The sequence below is a fragment of the Streptosporangium sp. NPDC020145 genome (assembly GCF_040631275.1).
GTDB lineage: Bacteria > Actinomycetota > Actinomycetes > Streptosporangiales > Streptosporangiaceae > Streptosporangium.
The window spans coordinates 529898-547624 of the sequence record NZ_JBEXZT010000001.1 but is presented as its reverse complement, the minus strand read 5'-3'; the positions used below and the strand labels follow the sequence as shown (position 1 = coordinate 547624).

14 protein-coding genes are annotated in these 17727 nt (G+C 74.1%); 2 read left to right on the top strand and 12 right to left on the bottom strand.

The window, feature by feature from the left end:
• Window positions 1–23: 23 nt before the first annotated feature.
• The 9 genes from ABZ463_RS02180 to ABZ463_RS02140 form a co-directional block, all read right to left on the bottom strand.
• A complete protein-coding gene (locus tag ABZ463_RS02180) occupies window positions 24–2126 on the bottom strand; it encodes a xanthine dehydrogenase family protein molybdopterin-binding subunit (RefSeq protein ID WP_362772075.1) in 2103 nt (700 codons plus the stop codon).
• Entirely contained in the window at window positions 2123–3109 is a 987-nt protein-coding gene (locus ABZ463_RS02175; protein WP_362772073.1) for a xanthine dehydrogenase family protein subunit M, read from the bottom strand. The genes ABZ463_RS02180 and ABZ463_RS02175 overlap by 4 nt, the downstream gene beginning before the upstream one ends.
• Complete coding sequence (locus tag ABZ463_RS02170; protein WP_352012714.1) at window positions 3106–3615, bottom strand: 2Fe-2S iron-sulfur cluster-binding protein; 510 nt, start codon at window positions 3613–3615, stop codon at window positions 3106–3108. Before ABZ463_RS02170 ends, ABZ463_RS02175 begins: the two co-directional genes overlap by 4 nt.
• A 120-nt stretch (window positions 3616–3735) precedes the next feature.
• A complete protein-coding gene (gene pcaC, locus ABZ463_RS02165; protein WP_362772071.1) occupies window positions 3736–4869 on the bottom strand; it encodes a 4-carboxymuconolactone decarboxylase in 1134 nt (377 codons plus the stop codon).
• Entirely contained in the window at window positions 4866–6188 is a 1323-nt protein-coding gene (locus ABZ463_RS02160; RefSeq protein WP_362772069.1) for a lyase family protein, read from the bottom strand. The genes pcaC and ABZ463_RS02160 overlap by 4 nt, the downstream gene beginning before the upstream one ends.
• Complete coding sequence (gene pcaG, locus ABZ463_RS02155) at window positions 6178–6681, bottom strand: protocatechuate 3,4-dioxygenase subunit alpha (RefSeq protein WP_362772067.1); 504 nt, start codon at window positions 6679–6681, stop codon at window positions 6178–6180. Before pcaG ends, ABZ463_RS02160 begins: the two co-directional genes overlap by 11 nt.
• Entirely contained in the window at window positions 6678–7349 is a 672-nt protein-coding gene (pcaH, locus tag ABZ463_RS02150; protein WP_352012672.1) for a protocatechuate 3,4-dioxygenase subunit beta, read from the bottom strand. Before pcaH ends, pcaG begins: the two co-directional genes overlap by 4 nt.
• Window positions 7346–8533: a thiolase family protein gene (locus tag ABZ463_RS02145; protein WP_362772065.1), complete on the bottom strand. Its 1188-nt coding sequence runs from the start codon at window positions 8531–8533 to the stop codon at window positions 7346–7348. Before ABZ463_RS02145 ends, pcaH begins: the two co-directional genes overlap by 4 nt.
• On the bottom strand, window positions 8530–9741 hold the full coding sequence (locus ABZ463_RS02140) for a 4-hydroxybenzoate 3-monooxygenase (RefSeq protein WP_362772063.1): 1212 nt from the start codon (window positions 9739–9741) through the stop codon (window positions 8530–8532). The genes ABZ463_RS02145 and ABZ463_RS02140 overlap by 4 nt, the downstream gene beginning before the upstream one ends.
• Window positions 9742–9896: 155 nt before the next feature.
• On the opposite strand from ABZ463_RS02140, the gene ABZ463_RS02135 reads away from it, so the two are divergent.
• Window positions 9897–10628: an IclR family transcriptional regulator gene (locus ABZ463_RS02135; protein ID WP_352012675.1), complete on the top strand. Its 732-nt coding sequence runs from the start codon at window positions 9897–9899 to the stop codon at window positions 10626–10628.
• 26 nt (window positions 10629–10654) lie between these two features.
• On the opposite strand, the gene ABZ463_RS02130 is transcribed toward ABZ463_RS02135, so the two are convergent.
• Complete coding sequence (locus ABZ463_RS02130; protein ID WP_362772060.1) at window positions 10655–12880, bottom strand: SpoIIE family protein phosphatase; 2226 nt, start codon at window positions 12878–12880, stop codon at window positions 10655–10657.
• Between the two features lie 367 nt (window positions 12881–13247).
• Here ABZ463_RS02130 and ABZ463_RS02125 point away from each other — a divergent pair, with 367 nt between their 5' ends.
• Window positions 13248–14540, top strand: coding sequence for a cytochrome P450 (locus ABZ463_RS02125; protein ID WP_362772058.1), 1293 nt, complete (start codon window positions 13248–13250; stop codon window positions 14538–14540).
• On the opposite strand, the gene ABZ463_RS02120 is transcribed toward ABZ463_RS02125, so the two are convergent.
• Complete coding sequence (locus ABZ463_RS02120) at window positions 14530–16353, bottom strand: SelB C-terminal domain-containing protein (protein ID WP_362772056.1); 1824 nt, start codon at window positions 16351–16353, stop codon at window positions 14530–14532. The two genes, ABZ463_RS02125 and ABZ463_RS02120, sit on opposite strands and share 11 nt — an antisense overlap.
• Complete coding sequence (gene selA, locus ABZ463_RS02115) at window positions 16353–17642, bottom strand: L-seryl-tRNA(Sec) selenium transferase (protein WP_362772054.1); 1290 nt, start codon at window positions 17640–17642, stop codon at window positions 16353–16355. Before selA ends, ABZ463_RS02120 begins: the two co-directional genes overlap by 1 nt.
• Between the last annotated feature and the right edge of the window lie 85 nt (window positions 17643–17727).

Below are 17727 nucleotides of genomic sequence, written 5' to 3'. Positions count from 1 at the left end.
CCTGCCCGCGGTGTGCCTGAAGATCAGCGCACGAGCCTGTCGATGCGGATCGGCAGGTCGCGGACGCGGACCCCGGTCGCGTGGTGGACGGCGTTGGCCACGGCGGCGGCGGTGCCGACGATGCCGATCTCGCCGATGCCCTTGGTCCCCATCGGGTTGAGGTGCGGGTCGTCCTCCTCGATCCAGACGGCCTCGACGTCGCGGACGTCGGCGCAGGCGGCCACGTGGTACTGGGCGAGGTCGTGGTTGAGGTAGTCGCCGAACTCACGGTCCATGACGCTCTCCTCCAACAGCGCCATCGACATGCCCATGGTCATGCCGCCGACGAACTGCGAACGGGCGGTCTTGGGGTTGACGATCCGGCCCGCGGCGAACACCCCGAGCAGCCGCAGCACCCGTGTCTCCCCCGTCGCGGGGTCCACCCCGACCTCGGCGAACTGGGCACCGAAGGCGTGCTGGGCGAAACGCCGTTCCCCTCCGATCTCCCGCGCGGTGTCGGCGGAGACCTCGACGCCGTCCGGGGGCACCTGGCCGTCCCGCTCCCGCAGCGCCGCGGTGAGCGCCTCGCAGGCCCTGACCACGGCCGTGCCCCAGGAGGCGGTGCCCATCGAGCCGCCCGCGAGTGAGGCGTCGGGCAGCGCGCTGTCGCCGATCTCCACGCGGACCAGGCCGGGCGGGACGCCCAGCGTGTCGGCGGCGATCTGGGTCAGCGCGGTCCTGGCGCCGGTGCCGATGTCCATCGCGGCGATCCGGACGGTGAACGTGCCGTCGGCCAGGGCCGTCGCGCTCGCCTTCGAGGGGCGGCGGTAGACCGGGTAGGTGGAGGCCGCGACGCCGGTGCCGACCAGCAGGCCGTCCCTGAGCCTGACGCCGGGGGCCGGGTCGCGGTCCGCCCAGCCGAACCTGCGCGCCCCCTCATGCATGCAGGCGACCAGGTTGCGGGAGCTGAAGGGCAAGCCGCTCTCCGGGTCGGTCTCCGGCTCGTTGCGGACGCGCAGTTCGATCGGGTCGATCCCGCAGGCGAAGGCCAGTTCGTCCAGCGCCGACTCCAGGGCGAACATGCCGGGCGCCTCGCCTGGGGCACGCATCCAGGAGGGCGTGGGCACATCCAGCCTGACCAGCCGGTGGGTGGTGCGCCGGTTGGGGGCGGCGTACATCATCCGGGTGGGTGTGGCCGTCTGCTCGGCGAACTCCCTGATCCGTGAGCTCTGCTCGAACACGTCGTGGACGATCACCCCGAGGTGTCCCCGGGCGTCGGCGCCGAGCCGTATCCGCTGGATGGTCGGGGTGCGGTAGCCGATCACCGAGAACATCTGGCTGCGGGTCACCGCGAGTTTGACGGGCCGCCCGGCGTGTTTGGCGGCCAGCGCGGCGAGCACGACCGGCGACAGCGGCGTGCCCTTCGACCCGAAACCGCCTCCCACGTGCGGGGAGACGACCCGGACGTTGCCCGGCGGCAGCCCGAACAGCGGCGCGACGATGTCACGGACCGAGGTCGCCCCCTGGGTCGAGTCGTAGAGGGTCAGCCCGTCGCCGTCCCACACGGCGACGGTGGCGTGCGGCTCCATCGGGTTGTTGTGCTCGGCGGGGGTCGAGTAGACCTCGTCCACCACCACCTCGGCCGCGGCGAGGGCGGCGTCCGGGTCTCCCTGCTCGGTGTCGGCGGGGTAGACCGGGTTGACCCGTTCCGGACGGTACATACCGGGGTGGTCGGCGCGCAGTTCGACGTCGTGCTCCTCGACGTCGTAGTCCACCCGCAGCAGCCTGGCCGCCTCGACGGCGTTCTCCAGCGTCTCGGCGACCACGACCGCGACGTACTGGCCCCGGTAGGCGACCCGGCGCGACTGGAGCACCGAGAGCTCGGCGTTCTCCGCGGGGGCCAGCCTGGGGGCGTTGCCGTACCAGATGGCGGCGATCACGCCGGGAAGCTTGAGGGCGGCGTCGGCGTCGACCGCGCGGACCTCTCCCCTGGCGATGCCCGCCTGCACGGGCGCGGCGTAGACCAGGTCGTCCGGAGCGTACTCGTAGGCGTACTTCGCCCGGCCCGTCACCTTCTCCAGACCCTCGACCCGGTCGAGGGCCGAACCGACGGAGGAGGCGGCACCGGGGCCCGCGAGGGTGGTCATGACGCCTCCGCGAGGTCGACGAGGGTGCGGACGAGCACGTTGCGGGCCAGAGGGACCTTGAACGCGTTGCCGGGCAGCGGCCGTGCGGCGGCCAATTCGGCCTCCGCGGCCCTGGTGAACTCGGCCTCCGTCGCAGCCGCGCCGCGCAGCGCGGCCTCGGCCGTCTCGGCCCGCCAGGGCGCGTGGGCGACGCCGCCGAACGCGATCCGGCAGTCGCGCACCGTCCCGTCGGCCACGTCGAGGACGGCGGCGACGGAGACGACCGCGAAGGCGAACGACGCCCTGTCCCTGACCTTGCGGTAGCGCGAGCGGCCGGGGAACGGCAGCGGCGACACCTCGACGGCGGTTATCAGCTCGCCCTGGCCGAGCACGGTGTCGCGTTCCGGCTCCTCCCCCGGCAGCCGGTGCAGTCCGGGCATCGGCACGGTCCGCGGCCCCTCGGCGCCCTCGACGTGCACGATCGCGCCGAGCGCGGCCAGCGCGACGGCCATGTCCGAGGGGTGGGTGGCCACGCAGTCGTCCGAGTGACCGAGGATCGCCAGGTTGCGGTGCTCTCCCGCCCTGGCCGGGCAGCCGGTGCCGGGCAGGCGTTTGTTGCAGGGTTTGGTGACGTCCTGGAAGTAGGGGCAGCGGGTGCGCTGCATCAGGTTGCCGCCGACGGTCGCCATGTTGCGGATCTGGCCGGAGGCCCCGGCGAGCACCGCCTGGGACAGCAGGGGGTGGCGGCGCCGTACCAGGGGGTCGGCGGCCAGGTCGCTGTTGCGCACGCCCGCGCCGATCAGCAGGGCGCCGTCCCCGGTCTCCTCGATCGTGCCGGAGGCGATCCCGCTGACGTCGACCAGGACGTCGGGGACGGCGACACCGAGCCGCATCAGGTCGACCAGGTTCGTGCCGCCCGCGAGGTACATGGTGTCCGGCCTGCCGGCGGCCGTGGCGACCGCGCTCGGGGCGTCCGGGGCCCTCAGATAGGAGAAGGGCCTCATCCCGCCACCTCCCCGATGGCCGCGACGATGTTGACGTAGGCGCCGCAGCGGCACAGGTTGCCGCTCATGCGCTCGCGGATCTCCTCCTCGTCGAGGTTCACGCCGGAGCCGGTGCCGTCGTCGCGGGTGACCGCGCTCGGCCATCCGGCCGCCGCCTCGGCCAGCACGCCGACCGCGGAGCAGAGCTGGCCCGGGGTGCAGTAGCCGCACTGGAAGGCGTCGTGTTCGACGAACGCCGTCTGCAGCGGGTGGAGCCCGTCGCCGTCCGCCAGCCCCTCCACGGTCACGACCCGCCTGCCGTCCAGGGTCACGGTCAGTGTCAGGCAGGACTTCACCCTCCTGCCGTCGAGCAGTACGGTGCACGCCCCGCACTGCCCGTGGTCGCAGCCCTTCTTCGCGCCGGTCAGCCCGAGCCGCTCGCGGAGCGTGTCCAGGAGTGTCTCCCTGGTGTCCACGGTGATCGGGTGCCGCTCCCGGTTGACCGAGAGCACGAGGTCCGCCGTGATCGGGGAGGGCGCCGGTGCCGGTCCTTCTGATCCCGTGATGTGCGTTTCGCCGTTCACGGGCGCTCTCCTACCCACTCATCCGGTTCCTTACCTCCCGGACGCGTCACGCGCAGGGCCAGGTCAGAGCACCCCGACCTCGTCCAGGGTCCGCTGCGCCACGGCGAAGGCGGCGTTGGCCGCGGGCACCCCGCAGTAGACGGCGCTCTGCAGCAGCACCTCCTTGATCTCGTCGGGGGTCAGCCCGTTGCGCAGGGCCGCGCGGACGTGCATGGCCAGTTCCTCCAGGTGGCCCCCGGCGACGAGGGCGGTCAGGGTGACGCAGCTGCGGGTACGGCGGTCCAGCCCGGGACGGTTCCAGATCCCGTCCCAGGCGTAGCGGGTGATGAACTCCTGGAAGTCACGGGTGAAGCCGGTGGTCGCGGCCTCGGCGCGGTCGACGTGCGCGTCCCCGAGCACCCGCCGCCTGGTCCTGGCCCCCTCGGCGGCGCGTTCGCCGCCGAGGTGGCGGACGATCGCCGCGGTGACCTCCTCCGGCCGTTCGACGCCCGCCAGGTGGGAGGCGCCTGGCACGACCGTGAGCAGCGCGCCGGGGATGCCGGCGGCGAGGGTGAGGGCGTGCGCCAGGGGCGTCGCCGGGTCGTCCGCGCCCGCGACGACCAGGGTCGGCGCGGCGACCGCGCCCAGCTCACCGGTGAGGTCGTAGTCCGCCAGCGCCTCGCAGCAGGCGGCGTAGGAGCCCACGTCCACCCCGTACGGCATCCGCCGCACCTCGGTGACGGCCTCAATGACAGCATCCGAGCCGGTTTCCGGGGCGCTGAACCAGCGGGCGGGCAGCACGTCGGCCAGCGGTTTCATGCCGTCCCGCCGTACGGCGTGCGCCCGCTCGTGCCACGGTCCGGGCTCGCCGAAGCGGGCGGAGCTGCAGCACAGCACCAGGTGGCTGACCCGCTCGGGGGCCGTGACGGCGACGGTCGCGGCGACGGCGCCGCCGAGGGAGATGCCGCCGACCGCGAACCTGTCGGCCTTCTCCTGGGTGGCCAGGGCGAGCACGGCGTCGGCGAGCAGGCCGACGGTGACCTCGCTCACGGGCGCCGAGCCGCCGTGACCCGGCAGGTCGTAGCGGAGCACCCGCCAGGAGGCGGTCAGCGCCTCCATCTGCGGGTCCCACACGTGCAGGGTGGTGCCCAGCGAGGGGCCGAGCACCAGCAGCGGCGCCCAGGCGGGCCCGTCGACGCGGTGGCTGAGGATCGTCAAGACTGCTCCCGGTAGGCGGTCAGAACTCGGTCGATGAGGGGTTGCGCCGCCCCGAGGTAGCCCGCGGGGTCGAACGCCTCCTCGGGGACCTCCCCCGCGAGCGTCCGCCTGAGTGGGCCCTCCTGCGCCGCCGCCCGGTCGAGCCGGTCCCTGCCGAGCAGGGCGGCCAGGCGTTCGGAGACGACGCGGTCGCCGGTGAGGTCCAGGTTGGCGCGCATCCGCTCAGGGAAGACCCGCAGCCCGGCGAGCAGTTCCGCGGTGGTCGCGGCGGCGCCGCCGGTCAGCCGCAGGCACTCGCGCGTCGCGTGCCACTCGGCCTGCCAGGCGCCCGCGGCCCGCTCGTGCTCGGCCAGCTGCGCCGAGGCCAGGAGCTGGCCGTACACCGGGATCTGCAGGGCCGCGGAGCGCACGAGCACCGCCAGCGCGGGGTTGCGTTTGTGCGGCATCGCCGAGGAGCCCCCCGTGGAGGACTCGGCGACCTCGCCGACCTCCGTCTGGGCGAGCATGATCACGTCGAGGGCCGTCTTGCCGAGGGCGCCGGAGGTCTGGGTGAGGGCCGCGCCCAGTTCCGCGACCGGTGACCGTTCCGCGTGCCAGGGCACCGGCGGCGCGGCCAGCCCGAGTTCCTCGGCGAACAGCGCGGGCAGCGCCGGGTCGCCGCCGAGCGCGGCCAGGGTGCCCGCGGCCCCGCCGAGCTGGGCGGGCGTGCGCAGGTCCCGCAGCCGTGCCCGTGCGGCGAGCAGGCCGGACAGCCATCCCGCCGCCTTCAGGCCGAAGGTCGTCGGCACGGCGTGCTGGCCGAGTGTCCTGGCCGCCGTCAGCGTGTGGCGGTGGGTCTCGGCGAGCCCGGCGAGGGTGGCCATGGCCCGGTCGAGGTCGGCGCCGATGATCCCGATCGTGTCCCGGCAGACGAGCATGGCGGCGCTGTCGAGGATGTCCTGGCTGGTGGCGCCGTGGTGGACGTACCGCGCAGCCCCGGTGGCTGCCCCGGTGGCCGTCTCCGCGACGGCCCGCCGCAGGTCGGCGACCAGCGGCACGACGGGGTTGGCCGACTGTCTGCCCCGCAGGGCGAGGTCCGCGGGGTCCGGGGTGAGCGCGCCCGCGACCCGGCCGATCACCGCCGCCGCCTCGGGCGGCACCGTGCCCGCGCGGGCCTGGGCGCGGGCCAGCGCCGCCTCCGCCGTCAGCATGGCGCGCAGCCACGCGCGGTCCGAGGTGGCCGCCTCGGCCGCCGTGCCCGCCCTGACCGGGCTCAGCAGGCCGGTGTCCTGCTCGGAGCCCGAAGCGGGGCCGGAACTCAAGGAAGGGTCAGAACTCAAGGAAGACCGTCTCCCCTTCCCCTTGGAGCCTCACGTCGAAACGGTAGCCCCCCTCCCCGTCGGGCTCGGCGATCAGGGTGGCCCTGCGCGAGGGGTCGAGCGCGTCGAGCAGCGGGTCGGGGCCGTCCTGGAGGTAGACGCGGGTGGCGACGGAGCGCAGCAGCCCCCTGGCGAAGACCAGCATCGCCAGGTACGGCCCGGCGGGCCTGGCGGTGCGGAACCGGTAGGACCCGTCGGCGTCCGTCGGGCAGCGCCCGAAGCCGGAGACGCCCTCACCCGCGCGGTCCAGCGCCCTTCTGGTGCCCGTCTCGCCGAGCCACAGTTCGAGCATGGCGTCGGGCACGGGCTCGCCCGCCCCGTCGAGCACCCGCCCGGTGACGGTGATCGCCCCGGGGTGCCCCTCCGCGACCAGGTCGGGCCCCTGGGGGTAGGGCAGCGCGTAGCCGAAGAACGGCCCCACGGTCTGCGACGGGGTCGGTGGCACGGCGCTCACTGCTCCTCCGTCGGGGTGCGGCCCAGGACGATGTCGAACCGGTAGCCGAGCGCCCACTCGGGTTCGGTGACGTCCAGGTCGAAGTGGGCGACGAGCCGCTCGCGGGCGGCCGGGTCGGGGATGGACCGCATGATCGGGTCGTAGGGGAACAGCGGGTCGCCGGGGAAGTACATCTGGGTGACCAGGCGCTGGGTGAACGCGGTGCCGAAGACGGAGAAGTGGATGTGCGCGGGCCGCCAGGCGTTGTGGTGGTTGCGCCACGGGTAGGCGCCCGGCTTGATCGAGACGAACCGGTAGCGGCCCTGCTCGTCGGTCATGCACCGCCCCGCGCCGGTGAAGTTGGGGTCGAGCGGCGCGGGGTGCTGGTCGCGCCGGTGCGCGTAGCGCCCGGCGGCGTTGGCCTGCCAGACCTCCAGCAGGGTGCCGGGGACGGGCCTGCCGGCCGAGTCGAGGATCCGGCCGGTGACGATGATCCGCTCACCGATCGGCTCGCCCGCGTGGTGGCGGGTCAGGTCGGCGTCCAGTTCTCCGATCTCGTCGTGCCCGAAGACCGGGCCGGTCAGCTCGACGGCGTCCGGGTCGGCGCGGAAGGCGACCGGTGGCCTGGACGGCGCCCGCAGCACGCTGCTGCGGTAGTCCGGGCTCAGATAGGGAGGGTGGTGGGTCATGACCCTTCTGTTCCTTCCAGGACGAGCGCGAGTCCCTGTCCGACGCCGATGCAGAGCGTGGCCACGCCGTACCCGCCGGTCCTGGAGAGACGGTGGGCCAGGGTGCCCGCGAGCCTGGCTCCCGAGCAGCCGAGCGGGTGGCCGATCGCGATGGCGCCGCCCGCGGGGTTGACGAGTTCCGGGTCGAGGCCGGGCCATTCGGCCATGCAGGCCAGGACCTGGGCGGCGAAGGCCTCGTTGAGCTCCACGGTCGCCAGGTCGCCCAGGGAGAGTTTCGCCCTGTCCAGCGCCTTGGCGACCGCGTGCACCGGGCCGATGCCGAAGCTGACCGGGTCGACGCCCGCCACACCGGTCGAGACCACCCTGGCCAGGGGGCGCAGGCCGTGCTCGGCCAGCCCCTCGGCGTCGGTGACCAGCAGGGCCGCCGCCCCGTCGTTGAGCGGGGAGGAGTTGCCCGCGGTGATGGTGCCCTCCGCGGTGAAGGCGGGCCTGAGCCTGGCCAGCCCCTGCGGGGAGGTGTCGGGGCGGATGGACTCGTCGGCGGTCAGGTCGCTGCCCTCGACGAGCGCGGTCTCCGCCTCCAGCGCCCCCGTCCGCCACGCCCGGTCCGCCAGCCGGTGGCTGCGCGCGGCGTACTCGTCCTGGGCCTCACGGGTGACGCCGTAGCGGGCGGCGAGCGTCTCGGTGGCCTCGCCGAGGGAGACCGTCCAGCGGTCCGGCATCCTGGGGTTGACCAGCCGCCAGCCGAGCGTGGTCGAGTGGAGCTGTTCGTGGCCGCGCGGGTAGGCCCGTTCCGGTTTGGGCAGCACCCAGGGGGCGCGGCTCATGGACTCGACGCCGCCCGCCACGACGAGGGAGGCGTCGCCGACGGCGACCGCCCTGGCGGCCTGGATCACCGCCTCCAGGCCCGAGGCGCACAGCCGGTTGACCGTGGCGCCGGGCACCGTGACGGGCAGCCCGGCCAGCAGCGCCGCCATCCGGCCCACGTTGCGGTTGTCCTCGCCCGCCCCGTTGGCCGCACCGAGGACGACGTCGTCGATCCTGGCGGGGTCAAGGCCCGGGGAACGGTCGAGCAGCGCCCTGACGACCCCGGCGGCCAGGTCGTCGGGACGGACCGAGGCGAGGGCCCCGCCGTACCGGCCGATCGGGGTGCGGACGGCGTCCGCGATGTAGACGTCCTTCACAGTGTTCGTGCTCCTGTCGTTTCCGGGAGGTCACGCTCGTACGGCAGGCCGACGTAGTTCTCCGCCAGCGTGGTCGCCGCGGCTTCGGAGGAGGTCACGTAGTCCAGGTGGGAGATCTGCAGCCGCCGCCCGTAGGCGTCGTCGGTGTCGAAGGTGTGCAGCAGCGTCGTCATCCACCAGGAGAAGTGCTGCGCCCGCCAGACCCGCCTCAGGCAGGTCTCCGAGTAGGCGTCGAGCAGGTCGTCCGAGCCGGTGGCGTACCGGTGCGCCAGCGCCTCGGTCAGCACCCGCACGTCGGCGACCGCGAGGTTGAGGCCCTTGGCGCCGGTCGGGGGGACGATGTGCGCGGCGTCGCCCGCCAGGAACAGGTTGCCGTGGCGCATGGGCTCGGCCACGAAGCTCCGCATGGGCGTCACGCCCTTCTCCAGGATCTCCCCGGTGGTCAGGGTGAAGCCGGGCACCGTCTCAAGACGGGCGCGCAGTTCGGCCCAGATCCGCTCGTCCGGCCAGTCCGCGATGTCCTCCCCCGCGGGGACCTGCAGGTAGAAGCGGCTGATCTCGGGGGTTCGCATGCTGTGCAGGGCGAAGCCGCGCTCGTTCCAGGCGTAGATCAGCTCCTCGGCGGACGGCACGGCCCTGGCCAGGACGCCGAGCCAGGCGAAGGGGTAGTCCCGTTCGTAGACGGTGAGCTCCCCTTCGGGGACACTCGCCCGGGACACGCCGTGGAAGCCGTCACAGCCCGCGATCACCTCGCAGTCGAGCCGCCCCCCGTCGAAGGTCAGGTAGGGGGCGTCGGTCCCGGCGTCGTGCACGGCCACGTCGCCGACCTCGAAGCGGATGTCGCCGCCCGCGGCGAGACGGGCGGCGATGAGGTCCTTGACGACCTCCTGCTGGCCGTACACGGTGATGGCGCGGCCGGGGACCAGCCGTTCGAAGGCCACCCGGTGGCCCGCGCCGCCGTAGCGCAGCTCGATGCCGTGGTGGACGAGGCCCTCCCTGACGAGGCGGTCACCGACCCCGGCGGCGACGAGGGTGTCGACCGTCCCCTGTTCGAGCACCCCGGCCCTGACCCGCCGTTCGACGTGGTCGCGGCTGCGGCGTTCCAGCACCACCGAGTCGATGCCGCGCAGGTGCAGCAGGTGGGACAGGAGCAGCCCGGCGGGCCCCGCTCCGATGATCCCGACCTGTGTCCGCTGGGGATGGGTCATGGGGAGAGCATCGTGGACCCGGCGCGGAAAACCGAGCCCCGCCTTCCACTGGACGGAAGACAGGGGGGAGGATTGTCCTTGGGGGCGCCTTCCGTCCGGGCGCCCCGGGACAGGGGGACGTGATGGCCGGGGGGTCGCGGGAGCCGGGACGTTCGGTGACGTCGAAGGTCCTGGCGATCCTGGGCGCCTTCGACACCGGCCATCCCCATCTCAGCCTCTCGGAGGTCTCCCGGCGCAGCGGGGTACCGCTGGCGACCGCGCACCGCCTCGTGGGCGAGCTGGTCGCCTGGCAGGCGCTGAGCCGTACGGCAGACGGCCGCCTGCGGATCGGGCTGCGGCTGTGGGAGCTCGGCCAGCTCGCGCCGGGCAGGCTGCAGGAGGTCGCCCATCCGTGGCTGCAGGAGCTCTACGCCGACACCGGTGAGAACGTGCACCTGGCCGTGCGGGACGGCCTTGAGGTGCTCTACGTCGACAAACTGCACGGCAGGCGGGCCGTGCGGCTGGTCTCCAGGACGGGAGGCCGGCTGCCGATGCATCCGACGGGGGTCGGCAAGGCCCTGCTGGCCCACGAACCCGAGTGGTTCCAGGCCGCCTATCTGGGGCGTGAGCTCGAACGGCCGACTCCGCGCACGATCGTCGAGCCGGGACGGCTGGCCCGGGAACTGGCCACGGTGCGCGCCCAGGGGTACGCGCTGACGTTCGAGGAGATGAGCCTGGGCTCCTGCTCCGCGGCGGCGCCGGTGCTCGTCGACGGCCACGCGGTCGCCGCCGTCGGGATCGTCCTGTCCTCCCGGCGGGCCAGAGGACTGCAACGCCTGGTCGAGCCGCTGCTCAGGGTGACCGCGGGGATCGCCCGCTCCTACTCCGGGATCCCCCCGCAGGACTGAACCCCGCGCGCGCCACGGCGAGACGGTCACCCCAGGACCACCCTGGTCCCGCCGGGGGTCCCGCCCGGGTACGGCCCGGCGGCCAGGCGCAGCAGCAGGAGCGCGATGTCGTCGCTGCGGTGGCTGGTCTGCTGGGCGTGCCTGATCAGGGTGCTCGCCACCTCCTCCAGGGGGCGTTCCCCGACGCGTTCGAGTTCGACGGCCAGGTCGGCGAGCGCCTCGTCGATGTCGACGCCGGGGGTCTCGACCAGGCCGTCGGTGTAGAGGGCCAGCGTCGAGCCCGGCTCCAGCGGGATCTCGGTGTGCGGGTAGTCAACGGAGTGGTCGATGCCCAGCAGCAGCCCGCCGGGGACCTCGACCACCTGTACCCGGCCGTCCGGCAGGCGCATCAGCGGCTGGGGGTGCCCGGCGCGGGCCAGGCAGGCCAGGTTCCGGCGCAGGTCGAGCCGCAGGTAGACGCAGCTGGCGAACAGGCCTGGGTCCAGGTCGACCAGGAGGTGGTTGGTGCGGGCCAGGACCTCGCCGGGGTCGGCGCCCGCGGTGGCGTAGGCGCGAACCGCCGTGCGCACCTGCCCCATGAGGGCCGCCGCGGTGACGTTGTGCCCCTGGACGTCGCCGACGACGGCGGCGACGGTGTCGTCGGCGAGGCCGATGACGTCGTAGAAGTCGCCTCCGATGTCCATGTCCTCGGTGCCGGGCAGGTAGCGGGCCGCGGCGCTCAGCCGGGGCAGCCGGGGAAGGGCGTGCGGGAGCAGACTCTGCTGCAGGGCGTGGGCGAGTTCCAGCTTGGCGTCGTAGAGGCGGGCCCGTTCGAGGGCCTGGGCGATCAGGCCGCCGAGCGCGGTCAGCAGGGCGCGTTCCTCGACGGTGAAACGGTGGTTCCTGGCGAAGGCGAGCACGCAGGTGCCGACGGACCGTCCCGAGGCGATCAGCGGCAGGAACGCCCAGGAGGCCATGCCGTCGTCCACGGCGACCTCCGGGCCGTAGACCTCGTCCAGCTCCTCCTGGGAGCCGAAGAAGCTGGGCACCCCGGTGACCATGGTCCGCACGCTCGGGGTCGGCGAGGTCAGCGGGAGGCCGTCGTAGTGCTCCCTGAGGTGGGGCGGGTAGCCGCGGTCGCCGACGACGCTCATCCTGCCGTCCTCGGCGACCATCAGCGCCATCCCGTCACCGCCGAAGGCGGGCATGAGCCGGTTGGCGACCAGGTCGACCACGTCCTGCACGCTGGCGGCCTTGGTGAGCGTGCTGGCCAGATGGAGGATGTGGTAGAGGGCGCCGACCCTGGTCGGGAGGGTCAGGCCGGCCTCGGCGACGGGGCCCGGCGAGCCGGTCTCCAGGGGCTGGACGGGCATGTCCGCCGCCCCGACCATGGCCGGGGAGATGCGCATGGTCACCCCGTTGAGCGCCGGGTAGAGCTCGAAGGACAGCCAGCGGTCGGGCGGGCGCAGCGCGACGAACGAGGCGGCCTGCTGGCTGATCATGGCCGCGCGGTAGCGGTCCTCGTAGACGGGGTCGTTCAGCCAGGGCACCCGGGTCCACGGGTGGGAGCCGAGCAGCCGGGCCGGGAGCATGCCGAGCAGCGCGGCGGCCCGAGGGGTGACGAAGGTGACGCGGCCTCCCGCGTCGAGCCCGCAGATGCCCTCGGGCAGACGGTCGGCGACCGCCGCGATCACCTCGGCGGGCTGCATGCTGGGGGCGGGCAGCACGCGCGGTTCCAGGCCGGGACGCAGCCTGCGGCCCTGCCTGTCGGCCTCCTCAAGCCCCCGCGCCATCTCCGCGGCGGCGCGCAGAAGGCGTTCGCGCTCGTCCTCGGACAGCTCGCACGAGTGCGTGCCCGCCCACAGGGCGAACATCCCCCCGTAGACGGTGCCATGGACGGCGCCGGAGACGGTCGCGGCGCCGAGCAGCGGCACCGCGGCGAGGGAGAACTCGTACGGCATGACCAGCGCCGCCCCCGGGTAGACGCGGGCCATCTCCTTCTCGTCGCCGACCCACACCAGCCGCCGGTGGCGGATCGCGTCGGTGACCGGCATGGGCATGGCCATGCTCATCCGCTCCCAGGGGCGGATGAAGTCGCGGGGCGCCCCCTTCATCACCGCGAGTTCCAGCACGTCGGCGTCCGGCGCCAGCAGGTAGACCGCGCCCAGGTGGGCTCCCACGCTCTCCAGGGCCTTGACCAGGTCGTCGGCGAGCGCGTCGAGGCCGCTCCGCGGGGAACGGCCTTCGAGGAAGGTGGGGTACTCGGGCACCATCAGCGCCTCATCTCCGGCGACCGGCCCGCGGACGGCCGCGCTCCCGGGCCGTGCCCGCCGTCACGTGCCGGTCCGCCCGCCCTTGGCGGACGGACGGGAGGGAAAGCCGCGCCATCCAATAACACGCCTTAATCCGCATATATGGACGATACTCCCCTTGACCAGGGGGTTTGGAGAGGCGCATTCCCAAGCTTGCCCCTGCCCGCTGATTTTGCGGCCCGCCGACGACGTCCTGACGCCGCGACGAACCTCCGGCGACACGCCATTCCAAAGAATGGAACGCGTTTACCGGATATGGCGCGGTTCACATGGTCCACATGGCCATACCTACAGATATGGTCAAAAAAGAATCATGGTACGAAAAATCATGAAGATCGCACTATCCATCGCCCCGCCGTACGGCGAGGCGTCCGACAGCGGTTCCGCCGCCGAACCCAGGGGGTGCCCTCCGTCCATGGACGAACCCGTCAACGACCACACCGGCCCCGACGACCTGCCGAGGCTGCCCTTCGACCGGCAGGACCCGCTCGACGTCCCGGCGGCGTACCGCGCGTTGCAGGCCGATGAGCCGGTGGCCCGGGTGCGCACCGCGACCGGCGACGTCGCCTGGCTGGTCTCCGGCTACGAGGAGGCCAGGCAGGCCTTCGCCGACCGGAGACTCGGCCGTTCCGCGCCCGACCCCGACCGGGCGGCCAGGATCTCCAACTCGGTGATCCTCGGCGGCCCGATCGGCGACATCGAGACCGAGAAGACCCAGCACGAGCGGATGCGCAGGCTGCTCACCCCCGCCTTCTCCGCCCGGAGGATGGCCGCCCTGGCCCCCCACGTCCAGGAGCTGGTGGACGGCCTGCTCGACCGGATGGCCGAGGGGCCGCGCCCGGCCGACCTGCGGCAGGTGCTCTCCCTGCCGCTGCCCGTACTCGTGATCTGCGAGCTGCTCGGCGTGCCGTACGGCGACCGCGAGCACTTCAGGGCACTGGCCGAGACGATGACGGACCTGACGGACCGGGAGCGCTCGGCCGCCGCCCTGACCGAGCTCGGCGAGTACACCAGGAAGATCATCGGCGCCAAGCGGGAGAACCCGGCCGGTGACGTGTTCTCCGACCTCGCGACCATGGACGCGCCCGACGAGGAGATCGCCACGCTCGCCGCCGGGCTGCTGTTCGCCGGACACGAGACGACCGTCAACCGGATCGACTACGGCGTACTGCTGCTGCTGGCCAACCCCGGGCAGCGGGACGCCCTGATCGCCGACCCCTCACTGGTGAACACGGCCGTCGAGGAGATCCTGCGGGTGGCCGCGCCGGGCAACCACGGCATGCCCCGCTACGCGCACGAGGACGTGACCGTCGGAGGGGTCACGATCAGGCGCGGCGAGGCGGTGGTCATCAGCACGACGGCGGCCAACCGTGACGCGCGGGTCTTCGCCGACCCCGACCGCTTCGACGTCTCCCGGGACACCGACGACCCGCACCTGGCCTTCGGCTACGCCGCCCGCTACTGCATAGGGGCGAGCCTGGCCAGGATCGAGCTGCGCGCGGTCTTCGGCACGCTGTTCCAGCGCTTCCCCGCACTGGCGCTCGCCGTGCCCGCCGAGGAGCTCGTCACGCGGGAGAACTCGCTCACCGGCGGCTTCGAAGGCATCCCCGTCACCTGGTAGCGGTCACCGGGCAACGGCGGTTGACCCCGTCGAGCCGTTCGGTGAGGCCGCCGCGGTCGAGGTGTTCGAGCAGGGGCACCGCGACCCGGCGGCTGGTGTCCAGGGCCTGCCTGGCCTGGCTGACCGTGAAGGGCTGGGGCAGGCGGGCCAGCAACCGCGCCGCCGCCGTGTCGGCGCCGGGCAGCAGCACGATCCCCTCGGCGATCCGCAGCAGCATCCCCGCCCGTACGGCCGCCGCCAGCTCCCTGGGGCCCAGCCCCAGCTCCGCCAGGCGGCCCGCCTCGGGCGCGAGGAACGGCCTGGCGGACAGTTCGGCGCGCAGCCGGGAGACCGCGCGGGCGACCGGCTCCGGCAGGCCCGGGGGCGGCCCGCTCACGATCCGCCCGCCCGTGACGGCCAGCGGCGGCCGTACCAGGGCGGCGACCAGCCTCCGGTCGGGCAGGCCGAGCGCGTTCCTGGCCGCCTCGACCGGCATCCCCGGCTCAAGCGGACGCCCGGTCGCGTGCCGTGCCACCGTCTCCGCCAGCCGTTCGCCCAGCCACGACCAGTGGGCGGGGTCGGCGTACCAGTCTCCGCACACGGGCTCGCCCTCCGGGACGCACCCCATGGCCAGCAGGTCCGCCCCGCGCAGCAGCCGGTGTGTGCGCAGCAGCTCCCCCGCACCGGGCACCGTCCCCGCCCGCCCCGTGCCCGCCTGCCCTGCGCCCGCCAGTTCGGCCGCCCGCAGGCGCGCGGCGCCCCTGCGGCGCAGCGCGGGCGGGCGCACGTCGAGCACGCTCGCCCCGGCGAGCACCCGTACCTCGGCCCCCTCCCCCCCGACGCCCTGCCCCGTGGCCCTGCCCGGGTCGCGCAACAGCAGCACGTCCCCCACGTGCAACGGCAGCGGCCCGGCCAGGCGCAGCCGTACGAGACCGTCGCCGAGCGGTCTGACCGCGCACACCACGGCCGCCGAGCCGATGTGCGCGGTCAGCCTGCCCGGCAGGACGCTCTCCTCGCCCGTGCCCCCCACCGGCGAGAGCCGTACGTCGGCCAGGTCGGTCATGGTCCACGCGCCGGGGGTGAACAGCGCCCGGCCCCGCTCCGGGGCGCCGCCGCGCAGGTTGACCGCGACCCTGGCCACACCGGTCACCGAGGTCACCGGCTCCTTCAGGCACTCCAGCGCCCGCACCCGGGCGAGGCCGCCGCCCAGCGCCAGCTCGTCCCCGACGGTCACCCGGCCCGCGGGCAGCGTCCCGGTCACGACCGTGCCGCTGCCGCGCACGCTGAAGACCCGGTCGATCCACAGCCGCACCGGCGCCTCGGGGTCGGGCGCGGGCAGCCGGGAGACCAGCCGGTCGAGTGCCTGCCTCAACGCGCCGAGCCCCTGCCCCGTGTGCCCGCTCACCGTCAGCGCCTCGACCCCGGTCAGGCCCGCCGCCGCGAGTCTGGCCCCGGCCTCCTCCACCACCGGTGCGGCGTCGGCCAGGTCGGCGCGGGTCACCGCGAGCAGGCCGTGCCGTACGCCGAGGGCCTCAAGCGCGACGAGGTGCTCCTGCGACTGCGGCATCCAGCCCTCGTCGGCGGCGACCACGAACATCACCGCCGGAACCGGCCCGACCCCCGCCAGCATCGTGCCGAGGAAGCGCTCGTGCCCCGGGACGTCCACGAAGGCCAGGCGTTCCCCGGAGGGCAGCGTCGTCCAGGCGTATCCCAGCTCGATCGTCAGCCCCCTGCGCCGTTCCTCGGCCAGCCGGTCGGGCTCCATCCCGGTGAGGGCGCGCACCAGAGTGGACTTGCCGTGGTCCACGTGGCCCGCCGTGGCGACGACCTGCATCAGCCGACCGCCCCGAGGACCGCGCGGGCCACGTCGCCGTCCCGCTCCCCGGGGACGGCCCTGAGGTCGAGCAGCAGCCGCCCCGCCTCGATCCGCCCGACGACGGGCGGCTCACCGGTCCGCAACGGTACGGCCAGCCACTCGGGCAGGCTCACCGCGGCGCTCGGCAGCCTCACGCCGGGGGCGCCTCCCCCGCCGACGGTGGCCAGGCTCGGCACGGCGACGGCGTCGATCCCGGCCCCCGACAGCTTCTCGGCGAGCACCCGGGCACGGGCGCTCAGCGTGGCCGGGTCCGCGCGCAGCGCCCCGAGCACCGGGGGCTCGGGGCCGCGCAGCGTCGCCTCAAGGGCGGCGAGCGTCGTCTTGCCGACCCGCAACGCGCGGGCCAGCGGGTGCCGCCGGCAGCGTTCGACCAGGTCGGGGCGGCCGATCAGCAGACCGGCCTGCGGCCCGCCGAGCAGCTTGTCGGCGCTCGCGGTGACCAGGCCCGCCCCGGCGGCGAGCGCGCTCGCCGCGTCCGGCTCCTGCGGCAGCAGCCGTTCCCCGGTGAGCAGCCCGGAGCCGATGTCGGCCACGACGGGCACCCCCAGGCGGGTCAGCTCCCCCACCCCGACGGAGCCGGTGAAGCCCTCGACGCGGAAGTTCGACGGGTGCACCTTGAGCACGAAGCCCGTCTCCCGCCCCACGGCCCGCTCGTAGTCGGCGTAGACGGTGCGGTTGGTCGTGCCCACCTCACGCAGCCTCGCACCGGTCGAGACGAGCAGGTCGGGGATGCGGAAGCCGTCCCCGATCTCCACCAGCTCACCCCTGCTGATCACGATCTCCCGGCCCGCCGCCAGCGCGGTCGCCGCCAGCACCAGGGCCGCGGCGTTGTTGTTGACCACGTGCGCGTCCCGCGCGCCGGGCACCGCGGCGACGAGCGTGTCCAGGGCGCCCCGTCCCCTGCGGGCCCTGGCCCCGCTCGCCAGGTCGAACTCCACGTCGGTGTATCCGGCGGCGGCCGTCGCCGCCTCGGCCGCGGCCCGGGACAGCGGCGCCCTGCCGAGGTTGGTGTGGACGATCACACCGGTCATGTTGAGCACGGGCCGCAGGCTCGCCGCGTACGGCGGAAGCCCCTCCACGGCCGCGTCCGCGACCCGCTCCGGCTCGATCCCGCCCTGCCGGGCCCGTGACTGCGCCCGGACGACCGCCTCCTTGACGACCGTTCTTCCCAGCCGGCCCTCGGCCGCGACGAGCCGGGGGTCGGCGAGCACGGCGTCGGTACGCGGCACACGCCGACGTTGGTCCATCTCCCGACCATAGGTCGCGAACATACCGAAGCCGAAGCCGACGGGCCGTTGAGTCCGCTTTGGGACGGTGAACGTTTCACCACGA

What these genes read in the sequence shown, in the direction of transcription:
- ABZ463_RS02180 (WP_362772075.1), bottom strand. Translation starts at nt 2,126, where the DNA reads ATGACCACCCTCGCGGGCCCCGGTGCCGCCTCCTCCGTCGGTTCGGCC.
- ABZ463_RS02175 (WP_362772073.1), bottom strand. Translation starts at nt 3,109, where the DNA reads ATGAGGCCCTTCTCCTATCTGAGGGCCCCGGACGCCCCGAGCGCGGTC.
- pcaH (WP_352012672.1), bottom strand. Translation starts at nt 7,349, where the DNA reads ATGACCCACCACCCTCCCTATCTGAGCCCGGACTACCGCAGCAGCGTG.
- ABZ463_RS02140 (WP_362772063.1), bottom strand. Translation starts at nt 9,741, where the DNA reads ATGACCCATCCCCAGCGGACACAGGTCGGGATCATCGGAGCGGGGCCC.
- ABZ463_RS02130 (WP_362772060.1), bottom strand. Translation starts at nt 12,880, where the DNA reads ATGGTGCCCGAGTACCCCACCTTCCTCGAAGGCCGTTCCCCGCGGAGC.
- ABZ463_RS02125 (WP_362772058.1), top strand. Translation starts at nt 13,248, where the DNA reads ATGAAGATCGCACTATCCATCGCCCCGCCGTACGGCGAGGCGTCCGAC.
- ABZ463_RS02120 (WP_362772056.1), bottom strand. Translation starts at nt 16,353, where the DNA reads ATGCAGGTCGTCGCCACGGCGGGCCACGTGGACCACGGCAAGTCCACT.
- selA (WP_362772054.1), bottom strand. Translation starts at nt 17,642, where the DNA reads ATGGACCAACGTCGGCGTGTGCCGCGTACCGACGCCGTGCTCGCCGAC.